Below are 17,544 nucleotides of genomic sequence, written 5' to 3' on the forward strand. Positions count from 1 at the left end.
GAGTTATAATATGCGATATTGCTTGATCTGCGTGAGGTTTTTTATTTATACGTAAAGTTTTATGATGGTGGCTGGATATTTTTAAGGAGCTAAGAGTGAGCAGGTAAACTTACCTGATGAAGGGTGTGAAAATGTTTCGGCGGGCTCAAAGAGCCCGCCGAAACATTTTTTATTCATTTTTAAACCTAATTCTATTATTTATAAATGTTTTTTATAAAATTTAAGGCATTTTGATGACTGATCTTTTTTACATGCTCAGCAGAGAATCTCTGTTCAATTTCTTTATTAATAGATGGATAAACCGATGCATTAGAATGTTCTTCAAAGAAAAACGGATGACGTGAGGTGTCCGGATGATCTTTCCAATAGAAATAATCTGCTCCATAGGCGATGTTGTCTTCTCCCCCCAGGTCAAGTCCGTATTGGATGTGTTCATAAAGTCTTTCAGGATCCTCCAGGTCTACATAATCCTTAATGAAGTTCAGGCCAATCAGTCCATTTCTGTTGATCACTTCTTTTGCCAGTTCATCAGGAAGATTCCGGTTGTTCTTATAAATGGTTCTGTAATTGGAATGGCTTGCCAGAATAGGAATTGAATAATTTCTCTGATTGATATAACTGAAAATATCATAAGCCAGCTGATCGCTTGTATGCGCAAGATCTATGGCAATTTTCCGGTCAGCAATATAATCAATCAAGACTTTTCCGTCTTCCTTTAGTCCGACAGTAGCATTATTTCCGCCTCCAAAACGGTTTTCTGAATGATGGGTAATTCCGATATAAAGTACTTTCTGAGTATTTTCGATAATGGCTTCCAGATTCTTAAATCCTGATTCCAGGCTTTCATTTTCGTCACAGAAAGCAGATGCATTTTCAATGGATGCAATCACTCCTACCCGGTTTTCATTCTCCGGGTTTTTATAGTTTTCATTTTCAAACAGGAAAAAGTTTTCATTTTTGATCAGTTCAGAAAACAATTGGCTTTGCTGCAATCCGTAAGCTGTACTTCCTTCACCGGTTCCGGCATACATGGCCATTACCTGAAGTTTTACATTTCCTTCCTGTAGATAAGGCAGTGAACATCCCAGTTCTTTGTCGTCAATAGTTGAATTTGACCTCAGTAAATAATATAACAGGTCACAGTGCAGATCAATGTTTATTGTATTCATAGTAGGATGCAATTTATAGCTTTTATTTCTTGTTTTGAGTTAAAGCATTATTGATAAATTCAATGTTTGTATTTTCAAAAATCTCCAGTAATTGCGGGACAAAATCCCCGAATTTCTTGTATTTTTTTCTGTTGGAATTATAATCTTTCAATTTTTCTTCTAATAAAGGAATAAAAATGAAGTTATTCTTTAAATGATATTCTTTCAGTTTTTCGGCTCTTTCAAAATCTTTCTGGATTTTTGCCGTCTCAATTTCTCCCAATCTCACCAAATGCTCAGCAACACAGGTTTGATAGTCACCATAACCTCCTGTTTTGATCATTGTTTCCTTTAAGTTTGATTTTTCAAACAAATCTTTAAACTTTTCAAGCTCATCTTTATATTGATACACTTCCTTATTTACAAAAGAATGCCCAAACTCATGAACACTGAGAAATCTTGCCTGAAACTGATTGTCATACCCAAATTGTCCCTCTTTCTGTACCTTCACAAAAGGACTTGCTATTTCATAGATATTTTGAGCTCCTGATTTTAAAATAACATCTGTCCCAATACCTCTGCCTTCATTATCTTCAATAGGCCACATCATCATGGGTGAAATAAGAACAGTATAAGAGTTAAATGCTTCACCATACAAGCCTTCCATTGCATTGGTAAAGCCGGACGGTATCTGCTGGCTGTATTCTTTTATTCCCCCATCATAAAACGACTTGTTTTCGGCAAAAAACTGTTCAATATTTTCCTTATTGTAGAATTTTGACAGCTCAGAAAAATAATTTTTAATTAATCGGGTAACTTCTTCATTCTGTTCCTTTGTCAGATTATTGCTGTCATACCGGTATTCATTGATCCATTCCGTGGAAGGAAATTCTTTATGGTACAGTAAAGGTTTCATCAGAATATCATTGCCTGAACCGTATTTTTCCAGCAAAAGATCATTGATCCTTGCCGTTGCAACCGCAATATCAGAGTTCTTCAATTGTTCATATTTCTTTAATGCGTTTTTCACAACAAGCTGATAAGCAGAACATTCTTTTATTTTATAGAGTTCAAAATCCTTATTATGTTTACGATGATCTGCTGAAAGTATTTCTGCGAGGAAGTATGTTTCAATATTCTTGTTGTAGGCAACAGAAAATTTAGGGCTTTTTTTCTGGGAAAAACTTAATGTAGAAGTCAGTGAGACAAAAACGAAGAAGATCTTTTTCATTATTAAATATTAATAGGGCTAATATAGTATTTTATGTAAAAAATGCGTATTTTTGCATCTTAAAATTTTTTAGTAAACAATGATAAAAATTACACTTCCAGACAATAGTGTCAAAGAATTCGAAGGAGCAGTTACTCCTCTAGATGTGGCAAAATCTATAAGCGAGGGATTGGCTAGAAATACCATTTCCGCAATTGTTAATGATAAACAAGTAGAAGTAACCACACCTATAACCACGGATTCTACGATACAACTTTTGACCTGGAATGATGATCTTGGAAAGAAAGCTTTCTGGCATTCTTCTGCTCACCTTTTGGCGCAGGCTATCCTGGAATTTTATCCTAACGCTAAGCTGACTATTGGTCCGGCAATTGAAAACGGATTTTATTATGATGTAGATTTCGGGGATGAAAGTTTATCTGAAAAAGATTTTGAAAAGATTGAAAAAAAGGTCCTTGAAAATGCAAAAAAAGGATCTACATTCTCATTATATCCTGTTTCAAAGGAAGATGCTTTAAAAACATATGCTGACAACCCTTACAAAGTGGAACTGATCTCTAATCTGAACGATGGAGAAATCACTTTTGTAACCCATGATAACTTCACAGATTTATGTCGTGGAGGGCACATTCCGAATACCGGAATTGTAAAGGCTGTAAAGATCTTAAATGCTGCAGGAGCTTATTGGAGAGGAAATGAAAAGAACCCTCAATTAACAAGAGTGTATGGTATTTCTTTCCCTAAACAGAAAGAACTTACGGAATACCTTGAAAGATTAGAGGAAGCTAAAAGAAGAGACCACAGAAAACTGGGTAAAGAACTTGGTATTTTCGCATTTTCTGAAAAAGTAGGTGCCGGTCTACCTCTTTGGTTACCAAAAGGAACAGCTTTAAGAAGAAAATTAGAAAATTTTCTTTCTGATGCACAGAAGAAAGGAGGATATGAATTCGTAATGTCTCCACACATTGGAGCCAAAGAATTGTATGTAACTTCCGGACACTGGGATAAATATGGAGCAGACAGCTTCCAGCCGATTAAAACTCCGAATGAAGGAGAAGAATTCCTGCTGAAGCCTATGAACTGTCCGCACCACTGTGAGATCTACAAGACTTCACAATGGAGCTACAGAGATCTTCCGAAAAGATATGCGGAATTCGGTACTGTATACAGATATGAGCAAAGTGGAGAGCTTCACGGATTAACAAGAGTTCGTGGATTTACTCAGGATGATGCTCACCTTTTCTGTACTCCGGATCAGCTTTCTGAAGAATTTGAAAAAGTAATTGATCTCACACTTTATGTTTTCAAATCTTTAGGTTTTGAAGATTTTGTGACTCAGGTTTCTTTAAGGGATCCTGAAAACAGAGAAAAATATATCGGTTCTGATGAGAACTGGGAAAAGGCAGAGAGCGCGATCATCAATGCTGCTCAGAAGAAAGGCTTAAAAACAGTTGTTGAATACGGTGAAGCTGCATTCTACGGTCCTAAGCTTGACTTCATGGTGAAAGATGCATTGGGAAGAAAATGGCAGCTTGGAACAATCCAGGTAGATTATAACTTACCGGAAAGATTTGATCTTCACTATATCGGAAATGATAATGAGAAGCACAGACCGGTAATGATCCACAGAGCTCCTTTCGGTTCTATGGAGCGTTTTATCGCAATCTTATTGGAGAATACTGCCGGAGATTTCCCATTATGGCTGAGCCCGGATCAGTTTATTATTCTACCAATCAGTGAAAAGTATGTAGATTATGCAAAAAAAGTTTCACAATTTTTGGAAAATCACGATATTAGCGGTCAGATTGATGACAGAAACGAGAAAACAGGTAAAAAAATCCGTGATGCTGAATTGAAGAAGATTCCTTTCATGCTTGTAGTAGGAGAAAATGAAGAAAAGGATGGTACAATTTCTGTAAGAAGACGTGGTGAAGGAGACCTTGGAGTAATGAATATGGAAGATTTCGTAGCTTACTTCAAAAAGGAAGCTGCCATTTAATAAATTAAAATAAGGTATTGAGAGATTATTAATTTCAAAATCTCTCAATCTTTTAATATCAATAAGTAGTTAACCAATAAAATTATAATACAATAGCACAAAGATTTAACAACAGGGGCCCACAAAGACGTCCTGTACAGGAGGACTTACACTTGATCAACGATAAAATTCGTGTGAGAGAGCTTCGTTTGGTGGGCGATAACGTAGAGCCAGGAATTTATCCAATTGACAAAGCAAGACAGATTGCTGCGGAACAGGAATTGGATCTAGTAGTAATTTCTGATAAAGCAGAACCTTTTATTGCAAGAATATTAGAATATAAAAAATTCTTATATGAGCAAAAGAAAAAACAGAAGGAACTTAAAGCTAAGCAAGTAAAAGTGGTGGTGAAAGAGATCCGTTTCGGACCTCAGACGGATGACCATGATTACGAATTCAAGAAGAAGCATGCTGAAAAATTCCTTGAAGAAGGTTCTAAATTGAAGACCTACGTATTTTTTAAAGGACGTTCGATTATCTTTAAAGATCAGGGAGAAATCTTGCTTTTAAAACTTGCTCAGGAACTGGAGCATGTGGGTAAAGTAGATCAACTTCCTAAGCTTGAAGGAAAGAGAATGATTATGATGATGAGTCCTAAAAAACCAGCAAAATAATTAAGTCATTATTTTACATATAAAAAAACCTCAAATTATTTTGAGGTTTTTTTATTTTAAATTTTCATGGTATCGTTTCATCAGAAATAGAAAGAGGGGCTATGTAGTCATCATTTGTATTGCCCCCCATTTCTACAGGTTAGTCTTAGTTTTTATCCTTCAAAATCACCACAGTTATGCTCTTTAAAAAGCGGTAAAGCTTTTCGGGTCGTAAAATATTTTGCTACTCTTTTATTTTTTAATTCGAGTTTCTGTCCTTCTACGGCCAGCTCATAAACGGGTGCCTTATCGATCTGAGTTAAAATATAGATTCTCTCTGGTGTTTTTACAATCATCTTATTTCCTTCGCCGGAAAATGAAAAATCATTAATTTCAAAAGCATCCTTTTCATCACAGACATTGGTCCATTCAATTTTATTCTTTGTTATGGACAGACTTGCCAAATCACACGAATAACAGTTTCCAGAGAACTCTATACCATATTTCTCATATACATCTGTACTTTTTGTATTCAATACATCAATAGGAACCAATGCCGAGAAATCTTCCGGTATCTCTTCTATTGCTGAAACAGTATCCTTTTTAGGGATAGGTTTGGAAACGGTATCTATTTTTGCAACCGCAGCATCTGCTCTGTTCCCTTTTTTCTCTGTAGAAGGTGAACAGGAAGCCAATAAAGCGACCGCAACTGAAAAGCTGGTTATTACGTTTTTCATCTGCAATCAATACTTAGTTTTATCATTTGCAAAAATGCCTAAAATTCATCATTCAATATATCCCTGTTTTCAGCCATTTATTGTCCATATTCAGGGGTTTTGTTGCCCACTCATCTGAATACCGATACATTTGTCAAAAAATAAAAAATGAAACCCTTATACCAATTCTTCATATCATCTACAGTGGTTCTGATGGGATGTAACCCACAAAATAAAACATCAGAAACACATAATGTAAAAACTGAAGTTAGCCAGAAAACAATAACATTTGCTGATTTTAAAAAGATAAAAGGAGTAGATAATGTGCAGGAGGTCCCTTTTGAACTCTCTACCAAGCTGGATTCTGTACAGTTTTTTATATCTCCGAATAAAGACGCTGCCCATCTGAAAATAGCTTATAATAAGTTCGATAATTATTATGGATTTGAAGAGTTTGATGACTTCTACTCTATTCATTACAGCATTAACAACAATATTTCAAACAGTATTGAAGCTTTTGTTTTGAAATCAGAATTCACGGCTTCATTTGACCTTACTTTAAAAGGTGTAGATCTTTATCAGATCAGAAGCAGTACCTTGAAGAAGTCTCAGGACTTAAAAAATAAATCATTCAGTAAATATGGTACAATCAACGAAATTTCGGAACAGGAATTTATAACAGCTTCTAAAAATAGAATTGATGAAATTTTAGTAAAGAATCCTCAGATTAAATTAAAAGGCGAAAATTGGATCTATACGGATACCTCTAAAGAAACCGTGATTACACAACATGAAAATGTATCTACAGAAGACGGAACTTTATCCAATGAATATATTGGACAGTCTCCTTATCTGCACCTGGAGGTTTTCAAAGAAAATTCCGTAGAGACCATAGATACGTACTATTCTTTTTATAATGTAAAATCAACAGCTGATTTTGCTTTGTTTACAGGAGGATATCCTCAGATTCTTCCAGGAAAAAACTGGATTTCTTCAATCTCTTCAAATAGTGATGTAGGAAGCAATTTTGAGATCAATAAATATCTGGAACAAGCCCATAATCAAGAAAACCTTTTGTATGTAAACTTTACCAATTTTAAAATTGCTAACGAAACGAAGGCCTTTTGGAAGGATGATAAAACTTTTTATGCTGAAGTGTATCCTATTAATTCAGCAGCAGCACCTGGTAAAAAGCAAAAAACTGCTTTTATAAAAATTCAGCTGAAGGATAATCTGTTTTAAGAGAAACTGTATTTGAGCCTGGAATCAAATAAAAACCCCTGAAATCAGCCAGTGTTTGTGGGTGTAAAGTCCAATATCTTTGCAGCAGTTATTTAAAGATATACCATGAGAAAAATAAGTTTGACATTCCTTTTCTGTCTATTAAGTTTTATGACTTTCGCACAAGCTTTAAAAGTAGTTATTAAGCAGGATGGAAAAGTAATTGAACCTGTAAATGATGTTTATGATCTGAAAAAATCACCTTTTGTATTTGAGTTTACGGCTACTAATCTTGAAGGCTTTTTAGTAGGAGCTACAACGGATAAGGATATCTATGCAGGGGCTTTAGGTATTTTCAATACGGAGGTTCCATGGTTTCAGAGTACAGGAATGGCAGAGGAACTTTATAACAAGGATAAAGAACTATTATTAATGGATTCTGCACCATCATACTGGTATTATACAGATGTAAAAGATCACAGGTTTGATAAAAACCCTAAAGGCAACTTAAAACAATGGACAGCTACGCGAACCATTACAAGGTTTTATGATGTGATGGTGGATCAAACTATCAATTTAAAAGATTTTGACGGAAGAGTTTATCTATTGATGTATCAGCCTAAATATAATAAAGAATACGATTTGACAGGAAAGAAAAACCTATTCCAGGCTGCGTTGAGATTCAAAGACTAAAGATTACACACCTAATTATTTGATTATATATAGAAAAGGTCTGCTTTTACGATGTAAGCAGGCCTTTTTGTTGTTTGAATATGGCTAAAGTTTTGCAATATATTAAACCATTAAGATCTTTAAGAGGAAAAGGTAAGGTAAGCCAATGGCTAAAGCTAAGAATTGAATCGATTTTATCGATTCTGATGAAGCGGTAGTTTTTGATGCGTTAAAGGTATTTAACCATATAAAGACATAGATTTTGAAGTAATTATCCAGAATGTTTTCAATATCATCTGTGAAATTTGTACAATCTGTGAGAACCTATGTTTAAGCTCCCACAGATTGCGCTTCCTTATCAATAGATTATTCGATAATCAAACCATATTCTATAGCCAGTTTAATGGCTGAGCTCAGATTAGAGGTCTGGAATTTTTCAATAAGATTTTTTCGGTGACTTTCTACGGTATGCGGGCTTATAAAAAGCTTTTCGGCCATTTGATTGGTAGTCAATCCTTTTGCTGCTTCAGCCAGAATTTCCTTTTCTCTTCGCGTCAGTTTAGGTACCTGACTTAAGCCGTCTGATGATTTTTTCTCCAAAACAGAACGGGTTTGCGAACATAAAAACCGGTTACCGGCATATACGGTATTAATCCCTTCCAGGATTTCGGAAACTGAAGCATTTTTCTGAATGTATCCTAATGCTCCTTCTGCTAAAGTACTGTTGATGACAGGCAATTCATTGTGAACGCTAAGCATAATAACCTGAAGGTTCTCATATTTTTTCTTTAATGGTTTTATGAGTTCTATGCTGTTGATATCTGCTAAATTGATGTCTAAGAGTAAAATATCGACTGTCTGTTTTTTCAAACCGGCATTCATCTCTGAAGCATTTTTGAAGCAATCTACAACGTCTATATTTTCGTTATTTCCTAAAATATTTTTCAACCCTTCCAATAGAAGCGGATGATCGTCTGTTATGGCTACTTTTATCATGTTTAATGGGTAGGAATTTGAAGTTCTATACTGGTCCCAATATTTAATTGGGAATTGATATTCATTGTTCCTTTTAAAAATTGTATTCTTGATTCTATATTATGAAAACCTGCTGTTTTTCTAAAGTCTAAGTCGGAGAGGTTAAATCCTTTACCGTCATCTTCTACAGTAAGATGCAATATATTCTCTTCTTCACTGATCTGAATAATAATTTCAGTGGCTTTAGCATGTTTTATGGCGTTGTTAACCAATTCCTGAATGACCCTGTAAATAAGCAGCTGTTTTTCTTCTGATAAAGAATTTTGGTAATTGATAAATTCGGTATGAATATTTAATGCGCTGTTAGACATTCGGGAAGCAAATTCCTGAATAGCAGCTACCAGACCGTATTTCATTAGTAAATCAGGCATTAAATTATGGGCTACCCTTCTCAGTTCTTCTACCGCACCATCAATCTGATTAATTGATTTTGAAATCCCTTCTTCTATGTTTTCAGATTGATCAGGATTCAAAATAGACAACTGAAGTTTCGTTCCTGAAAGTAAACCTCCTAATCCGTCGTGAAGATCCCGCGCCAGGCGGCCACGCTCCTGCTCCTGCCCTTCCAGCAATGCGGTAAGCGTAGAGATCTTGGAGTTTTGTTTTTCTTTTTCCATGGCTAAGGCATGTAATTCGTCTCTTTGCTTAATTGATTTTACCCGTTGTTTATAGGCGTAAAGCAATAGGAAAATCAGGATGATGAAGATGAAAATAAAAACAATATAGTAGGTGTTAATTTTTTCTTTGAAGGCCAACAGCTTTTTATAACTGTTGATATCGTTGTTCTTTTGCTGGGTTTCCAGTTTTGCCAGACGAAGCTGCTGTTCTTTTTTCTCTGATTCAAGTTCTGAAAACTTTAGACGTTCCCTTTGATTTTCCTCTACCAGTTTTAAGTTATTGTATACCTGTTCGCGCTGTGCACGCAGAATGTTGATCAGTTTAATTTGTTGTGCTTTTTTATCACTTTCAAGCTGCAGCTTTATATATTTTTGTTCCTGTCGTTCTTTTTCAAACTGTGACTCTAATCTTTTGGTAATATCCAGTTTTTCCTGATCATAAACACTTTTGTATTGATCTACATATCTTTTATAATAAGTCAATGCATCTTTATAATCGCCCTGTTCTTCGCTGATTCGCGATAAAGATTCAAGAATAGATAATTCTATATTATGATCTCTGACAGGGCTTTTTCCAATTTCCATAGAGGCTTTCAGGAAATAAGATTTTGCCAAATCGTAATTTTTATCCTGAATGGCCAGCTCTGCCAAAATCCCAAATGAAGAAGCAATATGAATAGGATCACCGGTCTCCAGACTCACCTTGTTGGCTAATTGAGCGTATTGCATTGCCTTATCCGGGTTAAATTCGATATATAAATTGGCTAAATTAATGGCTGCATAAGAAAGATTGCTCTTATTGAGCATAGATCCTTTATTTTTGTTGAAAGTAGCAATAGCCTGCAGATAATACTGTTCTGTTTTGTTTCTCAACTGTATATCTGAGGGACTTTGAGCATATTTCTGTTCGTACATATAGCCCATTCGCATATAGGCATCGAAAATAAGATTGGGATCGTTTTGTTTGGAAGCTAGCAATAGAAACTGTTTGCTGTATTTTTCTTCCAGCTGATATTCATTCAGGTTAGAATAAATAGTGGATAATTCTTTGGCTACATTTCCGAATCTTCCGTACAATGTAGAAGTCGTTGGTGAATTTTCATAATAATTAATTGCTTTCAGGTAAGCAGTAACAGCTTCTGTGGTTTTATTATTACGCGTGAGAATCCAGCCTTTAGCATATTCCATATAGCCTTTAGCTTCATTACTATTGGTTTTTAGGCTATAGATCCTGGCCATGTCCAGACTTTTTGAAGATTCTGCTTGTTTATTGTCAAGTCTGTAATTCATTGCCTGAACAGCATACAAAATGGTAGCATATTTCCCATCACTCTGCTTTGTTGCAATGGAAATGTTATGGGCTAAAATCTGATAGGATTCCGGTTTAAATTTATGGAAAAATAAGGCCGTAGCATATTTAGGAGCCAGGCTCAACTGCTCTGTTGGTTTGTCTGAAGCATTATTATATTCCTTCTCTAATTTGCTTAAAACATCTTGTGCATAAGCGAAAAACGGACAAATGCATAAAGTGAACATCAATAATAACCTGTACATCAAAACCTTATCTCTATTAATTTTTATTGTGGTAAAGAACGTAAATATAAGTAAAATACCTGCGAAGCTATTAAGAGTAATTAATGGCTTTTTTCAGCTTTCTTTTATGCCTAATCAATCTAAGAATTCAAACCTGCAAAAGAAAATTACTTATGTAAAAAACCTGATAGTTTAGCTGTTCTGATTTTTATATTCAACAAATTCTTGTAAGGAATCAGAGTATGAATTTATCTCTAATGCCGAACGTAGTGCTACATCAGGATGCTCATCTACCGATAAAATGAATACAATATTCTCAATCTCTAAACCTAAAATATTAACTAATGACTCTTTAGCTTTTTTCATTCCTACTATATAAAACTGTATATTCTTTTCAGTTTCTTCTTTTTCATCAGCTCCATTTTGAAGTTTTGGCAGCATTATTTCTCCAAAATAGTCTCTAATATCTTTATTAAATTGATCTAAAAAATCATCCGCATAAACACCATCATCAACTGTAATTACCCATTCATCAAGTTGCCACTTTAACTCATCATATTCTTCTTTTAATTGACTATGTGATGCAACAGCCAGATATGAGGTTATACAAAATGAATTGCAGTGAATGGTCATTCCATATATTTCATCATTATTTTCTGTGCATTTTTTATACAAGTACAAAAACTGATCAACTATTCTACCTATTAGTTGATCAAGATTTTGCTTATGCCATAATTCCATTCTTTATACTTTTACCTGGTAATTTTCAATTGTCAGTTCTTTCAGATTATGTGTATTCTAAACAAATAACCGCTTTTCTAAGTTCTTTGTCATAGAATAAATACAATAGATCTGCTGATGCATTTTGAAAATCATAGCCTTCTAAACATCCAATATAATCCATTACTGTATTATCATTTTTATATGGCTTCTCAATCAGGTTATCTCCACCGAAGTGAGTTTCTTCTAACGGAAGAGCTGCCGTATTCAGCTCGTCAAAAATTCCAAAAATCTTCTTCTGAAGACGTTCCTCCAGATATTCTGAATAATTATCTTTTTCCAGATCTTCAACTGTAAGTTGGCGTAAACGTTCTAAACGACGAATATCATCTACCATTAAGCCCGGTCGATCGTTGTCTTTATCATAAAGCTTATTCTGTTTTTGGTAATATTCTTTTTTCAATTGATACATGGCCTCATTCATGTTGTATTCAATCTCTAGGTCTGAATATTTATTTCCATAATCTTCCGGAGAAATCTCGGTATCTACTGAGAAATAGTTCCAATCTGCATCAAATTTATATTTACCATCAATCACATCAAAACCAAACATATCCGCTTTGGTATATTCTGTATGATATTCCGGTGTATTCTCCCCAACACAGCCATCGTAAATCTCCTTTACAGAAACAATATGCAGCCAATGATCTTCTAATGGATTCAGAAGTTTTAAATTAATTGAACAAATCGGAAGAAAATATTTTTTATGATTTTCAATATCATCATGAAATACATCTTCATATTCCGGAAAAATTTTTATTAAATCTGTCATTTTATTTTCTTGTTAGCTTTAACTGTTTCCCTTCTTTTGTAAGATCAAAAGTCATATTTTTTGATGGTTTGAAAATCTGTGTTGGTGCATCGCAGAACTCAGACTTACTCATACTGTCGATTTCCATTTGTATTTGATTCTTTTCTGTGAAATAATACCTTCCATGTATTTCTGTAAAGCAATCATTTCCACACTGCCAGGCATCATAGCTTTTGAATTTTTCTTCATCCAAAAAGTTTACCGCGTGAAAGTTGAAGATCAAAGCCGTATCTCTTGGAGACATATAATAGGTTTTCACGCCATCCGGAGTGATAAGTCCGCCTTCATTTACAATCCATTCGGTATTTTTCAGATAATTCGGGAAGTTTGTTTTTTTCCGTTCAGGTTCTTTGCAGCTGAATACTGTAATCAACACCGCAAACAGAAATGGGAAAACAAAAATATTTTTCATTGTCATCATTCTTTATAGTTACTTATTCAAAGTAATCGAATCTTTGGTTCAGTTTTTCAAAAGCAATTTCTTTATTAATAATTTTTTCCAGTTCATCAAAAGTCAACATGCCTTTAGCTTCAAATTCACCACCATTAGAAGTCTTATAGGTGTATTCAAACATATCACGTTTATAAATATCTTCTAAAATTTCAACTTGTTTTGGAGTTAAATATTTCCGGTGTGTATTTAGTTGGTTTTGCAGATGAATCTTGATTTCTTCTTCAGAATCTCCTTCAAACATAGAATATTCATCCATTTCTGTCAAAGATTCTAAAAGTTGTCTAAAGATAAAATCCTGAAGGTTTTTAGCTAAAATTTCAGCATCTGAATCATGACCAAAAAACGTAATGGGAACTTCACCACTGACCTCCATATCGAACTGAAAAACATACAAATCCCCTGCCCCATTTTTAGCGAAGGGAACCATCCTGTATTTAGGATTAATATCATACACTTCATGGTTGATAATTTCTCTGATTCCGTGATGATAAGCAATAGGATCCCAGATCTCAATATCATTTCCAAATAAAAGCAAAGGTGGATTTTCTTTGAGCATTGGAAAAACATTGGTATACCAGCCGTTTCCTTCTGCCCCCCAATCAAGCATTTTATCAGTATACAATTGCTTGTAGAGTTCGGGATAGGTAAAATTATATTCTTTTTCTAAGTCTTGTAAAGTGTTCATAGATATGTTTTAAACAGGTTTTCTAAAAATCTCAGGGAGTTCCCAAGCTATTTTTTTCTTTTTGTAATCAACTTTCTCATCAGTTTGTGGGTTATAGCTCAATATTTCGGGATAATGGTTGTTTTCAATCTTATTAATAATTCCCTGCAGCATTGTGTTTGTATAGGTATAAAGAGAACACTCGGTATACAATCGCCAGAATACCAGCCCTGCAGTTCCTTTGTCACAGAACCGATTCTGTAATATCAATGCTGCATATTCAGGTTCCTCTATAAAATAAGCAATGTTGAATAGTTCAATTGTAGACTTAGCCCATCTGATATTGTTTTCCCACTCCCTGTCAAACCATACTTCTACATCGTTTTCTTCATAATATATATAACTTTCTTCGCCATTTGTTTTTTGAAAAATCCAGTCAGGAATCATAAATTCGCTGTTACAAAATGATGTAGGATCAAACTCAATCGCTGTTTTTTGATAAAAATGATTGGGATAATTTTTCAGAAGTATTTTCAAAAGGGTAAATACCTCATTTTGAGATTCATTCTTGAGTGTGTCATCTAATGCATACTGTTGGAAATCCTGCGGCTGTGCCAACCAAAATAACTCCAAGGCAGTTGCTTCAGAGCAAACAGGGCTTTCTGCAATCCATTGTAAAACTTTCACCCCATCATCCCAGTTATGTTGAGTAGCAAGATAATGCAATTCTTCAGACGTTGTTAATTGTTTGAATTTTGACTCTTTCAACTCATTTTGCAGAATGTCTTCGTAGAAGTTATCGTTGATAAAATTTTGTTGTTCTGAGGTAAGATTTATCATTACATCTTTTTTTAGTGATTGGCTACTGTAGCTATTCTTTTAATCAGAATTCATTTTTCAGGGATTGGAATTACAATTTCGTTATTTCCAAAATCGTCATCAATCCACCCATGAAATCCCATGCACATTCCATCACCATCAAGAGTGTTGAGTTCTTCAATCACTTCTCCATCTTTATATAAAACAATATTGGTTTGTAGTGCTAAGTGGTAGTTTTCATTTTCTAAAGGATTAAAAATTCCGTCCATTTGCATCATCATTCCATAAATAGTATTATCAATAGCTTTCAAATGAGCTTCACGAAGGGTTTTATCTATCTCTGACGGTATGTTACCAATTGCATATTTCCGGATATTTTCAAAAACAATATAACCTACTCCATGCTGCATCCACAGTTCACGATCACGCTTATCTGATGGTGGATTTGCCAACTTTTTTTTCATCATAATAATCTAATGTTTGATTCAATATTCTTCAATAAGAGCTTCCCATTCTGTTAAAAGATAATTTTCAAAATTAGGATACAATGTTGAGCTTCTGTTTTTGGAGTACATCTCATAATTGTAAATTGTTCCGGAATGGCTATCTAAAACCAAAACATCGGACGGAAAATTGGAATTTATAACTAAAAAATGATCTGGTAACTGAAACTCCTGCCGTGCATAAACAGTGGCTCCATAAAATGTGTACTGATTATCACTCAATGGATTTTCAGGTAAAATTCCATTGGTATACAACAGGTCAGGAATTCCGCCACCGCCGTATTCAAGCAGGTAAGCTTTCAGAAAATCATCAAATTTTATTTTTAAAGCATTCTCTACTCTGCTGATATTTTCTTCGGAATTGGATCCATAAAATTTAGGATCTTCATCCAGTATTTTTGCTTTTTTAATCAGTTTTATAAATTCTTCAAGCATAATCTTTCTTTTGAGATTTATATTCGGTGTATTTATCATAAGATCCGGAGATAGACTAAACCTATTAATAGTGTCATTAGATTTTTACAAAGAAATTAAAGGTTTGATGAGCAATAAGCTGTGGATTTGTATCTGATGGAGTATTGATCTTATCTTCGTACAATTCAATTCTTATGCTCTTAACACCATCCGGTATTTTGTAGATTTCATCTTTTGTATAATTATATCCACTCACATCAGCACTTTCTTTACCAGGAATCTTTTTGATCTCTACGTAATATCGTAGTGTAATGGTATTACCATTTCGTTCTCCTTTTTCAAAACGAATTTTTCTCACCTGATGAACAGAATGTCCACCGGAACTGATATTTCCCTGTATTCGCAACTGTAGCGTTTCAGCATTTTTTGAAAGTATGAAAATCATTGGGTTAAGGCGCTCTACAACCGCCTTACGAGTTGTATATGTTTGGATTCTCCCTGTTTCAGGAATCTCTTTGGTAACCCGTTGCGGTTCTGTGTAGATGGAAGTCACCTGCAATTTCTGAGCATTGCTTTTACACCCTAGCAATGCAAAAAATGAAGTTAAAATCACGAAATGTTTCACCCTCTTATCTTTAATAAATCTTCGAATTAAAGGTAATCAAAGATGTGGGATCAAAATATCCCTGATAACAGTGGTTTTTAATGGGTTAGAATGCAATAGTTGGAAGCGGGGAGCTGGAAGAAGGAAGTCATGATGAACATAAAGAATAATAGTTGATCTTTTAAAGTAATTTAATTACAAAATGATCATTGCTAATTATGACAGAAGGTAACTTCCAGCCTCCTTCTTCCAGCTTCCGGCAATATTTATCATTCTTTATATTCTTTTCCTGAATACACATCAATATAATAATACACAGTTTCTCCTAAAGTATTTTTAATACTCACCATCCCTTCTGAATTAATAGACTTATAAGCTTTTGATCCGATACTCTTCTTAGTCTTATTGTCCAAAAGTGTATACAATCCGGCTTGTTCTTTTTGAAGTGCATAGATTTGTTTCTCAGTATCCAAAACTGAAATATCATAGTATTGAGGTTTTATTTCCCAGATCTTTTCACGGCTGTTCCACAATCCAATGGTTCTCCGTTTCTTTTCATCTTCAATTGCGATAAGGTAGCAGTCCTCCATTCCGCTATAGTATTTTATTTTTCCGAATTTCCAGTCTTTGTTAATGAACTCATCGGGCAAAATCATTTTTCTATCTGGCCACACCAAATTTCCGACCCGGTCCAAGACTTTAAAATCATAGCTACCAATGGAATCCGTAATATTCCCTTCAGTATCGATATAAAGCCAGCTATAAGCCCAAATGTCATGATCATAATTAAAAACACCCAATAAAAAATAAGGGGAATTGGTGATCGAATACACTAAAGAAGTTTTTCTAATAAACTCAATATGCGAAGATGTTGCTTTTGTAATTTTCCTGGGAAATACCTTTTCATATTGTGGGAAAATGTAAACATCATTGGTTTTGTTATCTGCTAAAAGCTTAGGTACTTCCGGAGCATACCGTTCTTTATTGACTTCATTCAGTGTTATGGCTTCTTTTTCAAACTTTACTGAAAGGGTTTCAGAGCCTTTTAATCCGCTGTGAATTGCTTTTTTTTGATTTAATCCATACATTGAAAATTCTTCATTTGAGCCTTTGAGCCACCGTTTATTTTCTAACAGCTCTGCAATATTGTTTTCAACTTTATGTAAGCGGTTCTTTTTAACTTCATAAAGAGTTCCGTTCCAAAATACATGGGTCTCGTCCACAGAAATGAAGTTGAGATAATAATTATCTTCTAAATATGGAACATCTTCACTGAGTAGCACTTGCTGACTTTCTACTACTCCAATTTCTATTTTGTGATAGGTCTGTTCTTTTTTAATGCCACTTCCCATAATATTCCAATCCCATTTCCAGACCGGCATTTTCTTCTCATATTCAATATCTTTTTTATAAAATGTAAGCCCGTTGATCACATTCAAATTGATTTCTTCAGCTGAAAAGCCTAATACGATCTTTCCATTTTCATCGATGGCTGCATATTCATTTTTTTCATTTACAACAACAGCAAAACCTGTAGAAGTAAATACGGATGCGCTTTTGAATTTTTGATTGATGACAGGTTTGAGGCTTGTTTTATCTACGTACATAAAAAGTTTCTGCCTGGTTAAAAATGGGACACTATTTATATTCTTCATTTTTGAAGCATCTGGTAAAGATTTGTTTGTTTTTTC

Annotated in this window: 18 protein-coding genes; 4 read left to right on the forward strand and 14 right to left on the reverse strand. The window is 34.4% G+C overall.

The window, feature by feature from the left end; genetic code table 11:
- Positions 1 to 194 precede the first annotated feature (194 nt).
- The gene (locus tag M2372_RS10085) at positions 195 to 1,169 is read right to left on the reverse strand and encodes a dipeptidase (RefSeq protein WP_123319189.1); all 975 of its coding nucleotides are present in this window, start codon (positions 1,167 to 1,169) and stop codon (positions 195 to 197) included.
- Positions 1,170 to 1,191: 22 nt separating this feature from the next.
- On the reverse strand, positions 1,192 to 2,379 hold the full coding sequence (locus M2372_RS10090; RefSeq protein WP_123319190.1) for a DUF4932 domain-containing protein: 1,188 nt from the start codon (positions 2,377 to 2,379) through the stop codon (positions 1,192 to 1,194).
- A gap of 79 nt (positions 2,380 to 2,458) precedes the next feature.
- Here M2372_RS10090 and thrS point away from each other — a divergent pair, with 79 nt between their 5' ends.
- On the forward strand, positions 2,459 to 4,378 hold the full coding sequence (gene thrS, locus M2372_RS10095; RefSeq protein ID WP_115972563.1) for a threonine--tRNA ligase: 1,920 nt from the start codon (positions 2,459 to 2,461) through the stop codon (positions 4,376 to 4,378).
- Positions 4,379 to 4,530: 152 nt separating this feature from the next.
- Positions 4,531 to 5,031, forward strand: a complete 501-nt coding sequence (gene infC, locus M2372_RS10100; protein ID WP_172625635.1) for a translation initiation factor IF-3 — start codon at positions 4,531 to 4,533, stop codon at positions 5,029 to 5,031.
- Positions 5,032 to 5,183: 152 nt separating this feature from the next.
- On the opposite strand, the gene M2372_RS10105 is transcribed toward infC, so the two are convergent.
- Positions 5,184 to 5,747, reverse strand: coding sequence for a hypothetical protein (locus tag M2372_RS10105; protein WP_123319191.1), 564 nt, complete (start codon positions 5,745 to 5,747; stop codon positions 5,184 to 5,186).
- Positions 5,748 to 5,894: 147 nt separating this feature from the next.
- On the opposite strand from M2372_RS10105, the gene M2372_RS10110 reads away from it, so the two are divergent.
- Entirely contained in the window at positions 5,895 to 6,968 is a 1,074-nt protein-coding gene (locus M2372_RS10110) for a resolvase (RefSeq protein WP_123319192.1), read from the forward strand.
- A 105-nt stretch (positions 6,969 to 7,073) separates the two neighbouring features.
- Entirely contained in the window at positions 7,074 to 7,640 is a 567-nt protein-coding gene (locus M2372_RS10115; protein ID WP_123319193.1) for a hypothetical protein, read from the forward strand.
- Between the two features lie 345 nt (positions 7,641 to 7,985).
- On the opposite strand, the gene M2372_RS10120 is transcribed toward M2372_RS10115, so the two are convergent.
- From M2372_RS10120 to M2372_RS10170, 11 genes are all read right to left on the reverse strand, one after another.
- A complete protein-coding gene (locus tag M2372_RS10120) occupies positions 7,986 to 8,615 on the reverse strand; it encodes a response regulator transcription factor (protein ID WP_115972567.1) in 630 nt (209 codons plus the stop codon).
- A 2-nt stretch (positions 8,616 to 8,617) separates the two neighbouring features.
- Positions 8,618 to 10,825, reverse strand: a complete 2,208-nt coding sequence (locus M2372_RS10125; RefSeq protein ID WP_123319194.1) for an ATP-binding protein — start codon at positions 10,823 to 10,825, stop codon at positions 8,618 to 8,620.
- 171 nt (positions 10,826 to 10,996) lie between these two features.
- Positions 10,997 to 11,545: a DUF4303 domain-containing protein gene (locus M2372_RS10130; protein ID WP_123319195.1), complete on the reverse strand. Its 549-nt coding sequence runs from the start codon at positions 11,543 to 11,545 to the stop codon at positions 10,997 to 10,999.
- A gap of 46 nt (positions 11,546 to 11,591) precedes the next feature.
- Positions 11,592 to 12,356 carry a hypothetical protein gene (locus M2372_RS10135; protein WP_123319196.1) on the reverse strand — a complete coding sequence of 255 codons (765 nt, stop codon included), beginning with the start codon at positions 12,354 to 12,356 and terminating at the stop codon, positions 11,592 to 11,594.
- 1 nt (position 12,357) lies between these two features.
- Positions 12,358 to 12,807 (reverse strand): hypothetical protein, encoded by a 450-nt coding sequence (locus tag M2372_RS10140; RefSeq protein ID WP_228455688.1) that lies wholly within the window; start codon positions 12,805 to 12,807, stop codon positions 12,358 to 12,360.
- Positions 12,808 to 12,829: 22 nt separating this feature from the next.
- Complete coding sequence (locus tag M2372_RS10145) at positions 12,830 to 13,534, reverse strand: SMI1/KNR4 family protein (protein WP_123319198.1); 705 nt, start codon at positions 13,532 to 13,534, stop codon at positions 12,830 to 12,832.
- A gap of 9 nt (positions 13,535 to 13,543) precedes the next feature.
- A complete protein-coding gene (locus M2372_RS10150) occupies positions 13,544 to 14,353 on the reverse strand; it encodes a DUF4274 domain-containing protein (protein ID WP_123319199.1) in 810 nt (269 codons plus the stop codon).
- 50 nt (positions 14,354 to 14,403) lie between these two features.
- Complete coding sequence (locus M2372_RS10155) at positions 14,404 to 14,799, reverse strand: hypothetical protein (RefSeq protein WP_123319200.1); 396 nt, start codon at positions 14,797 to 14,799, stop codon at positions 14,404 to 14,406.
- An 18-nt stretch (positions 14,800 to 14,817) separates the two neighbouring features.
- Positions 14,818 to 15,270 (reverse strand): SMI1/KNR4 family protein, encoded by a 453-nt coding sequence (locus tag M2372_RS10160; RefSeq protein WP_185018786.1) that lies wholly within the window; start codon positions 15,268 to 15,270, stop codon positions 14,818 to 14,820.
- 76 nt (positions 15,271 to 15,346) lie between these two features.
- Positions 15,347 to 15,874 (reverse strand): hypothetical protein, encoded by a 528-nt coding sequence (locus M2372_RS10165; protein WP_228455689.1) that lies wholly within the window; start codon positions 15,872 to 15,874, stop codon positions 15,347 to 15,349.
- 248 nt (positions 15,875 to 16,122) lie between these two features.
- A complete protein-coding gene (locus M2372_RS10170) occupies positions 16,123 to 17,508 on the reverse strand; it encodes a hypothetical protein (RefSeq protein WP_228455690.1) in 1,386 nt (461 codons plus the stop codon).
- Positions 17,509 to 17,544: the final 36 nt, after the last annotated feature.

Origin of the sequence: Chryseobacterium sp. BIGb0232 (assembly GCF_024810195.1) — a bacterium.
Taxonomy (GTDB): Bacteria; Bacteroidota; Bacteroidia; order Flavobacteriales; family Weeksellaceae; genus Chryseobacterium; species Chryseobacterium pennae.

Coding starts and splice junctions, on each gene's coding strand:
- M2372_RS10085 (WP_123319189.1), bottom strand. CDS start 1,169: ATGAATACAATAAACATTGATCTGCACTGTGACCTGTTATATTATTTA.
- M2372_RS10160 (WP_185018786.1), bottom strand. CDS start 15,270: ATGCTTGAAGAATTTATAAAACTGATTAAAAAAGCAAAAATACTGGAT.
- thrS (WP_115972563.1), top strand. CDS start 2,459: ATGATAAAAATTACACTTCCAGACAATAGTGTCAAAGAATTCGAAGGA.
- M2372_RS10110 (WP_123319192.1), top strand. CDS start 5,895: ATGAAACCCTTATACCAATTCTTCATATCATCTACAGTGGTTCTGATG.
- M2372_RS10135 (WP_123319196.1), bottom strand. CDS start 12,356: ATGACAGATTTAATAAAAATTTTTCCGGAATATGAAGATGTATTTCAT.
- M2372_RS10170 (WP_228455690.1), bottom strand. CDS start 17,508: ATGAAGAATATAAATAGTGTCCCATTTTTAACCAGGCAGAAACTTTTT.
- M2372_RS10120 (WP_115972567.1), bottom strand. CDS start 8,615: ATGATAAAAGTAGCCATAACAGACGATCATCCGCTTCTATTGGAAGGG.
- M2372_RS10140 (WP_228455688.1), bottom strand. CDS start 12,807: ATGAAAAATATTTTTGTTTTCCCATTTCTGTTTGCGGTGTTGATTACA.
- M2372_RS10115 (WP_123319193.1), top strand. CDS start 7,074: ATGAGAAAAATAAGTTTGACATTCCTTTTCTGTCTATTAAGTTTTATG.
- M2372_RS10130 (WP_123319195.1), bottom strand. CDS start 11,545: ATGGAATTATGGCATAAGCAAAATCTTGATCAACTAATAGGTAGAATA.
- M2372_RS10125 (WP_123319194.1), bottom strand. CDS start 10,825: ATGTACAGGTTATTATTGATGTTCACTTTATGCATTTGTCCGTTTTTC.
- M2372_RS10145 (WP_123319198.1), bottom strand. CDS start 13,534: ATGAACACTTTACAAGACTTAGAAAAAGAATATAATTTTACCTATCCC.
- M2372_RS10105 (WP_123319191.1), bottom strand. CDS start 5,747: ATGAAAAACGTAATAACCAGCTTTTCAGTTGCGGTCGCTTTATTGGCT.
- M2372_RS10150 (WP_123319199.1), bottom strand. CDS start 14,353: ATGATAAATCTTACCTCAGAACAACAAAATTTTATCAACGATAACTTC.
- M2372_RS10155 (WP_123319200.1), bottom strand. CDS start 14,799: ATGATGAAAAAAAAGTTGGCAAATCCACCATCAGATAAGCGTGATCGT.
- M2372_RS10090 (WP_123319190.1), bottom strand. CDS start 2,379: ATGAAAAAGATCTTCTTCGTTTTTGTCTCACTGACTTCTACATTAAGT.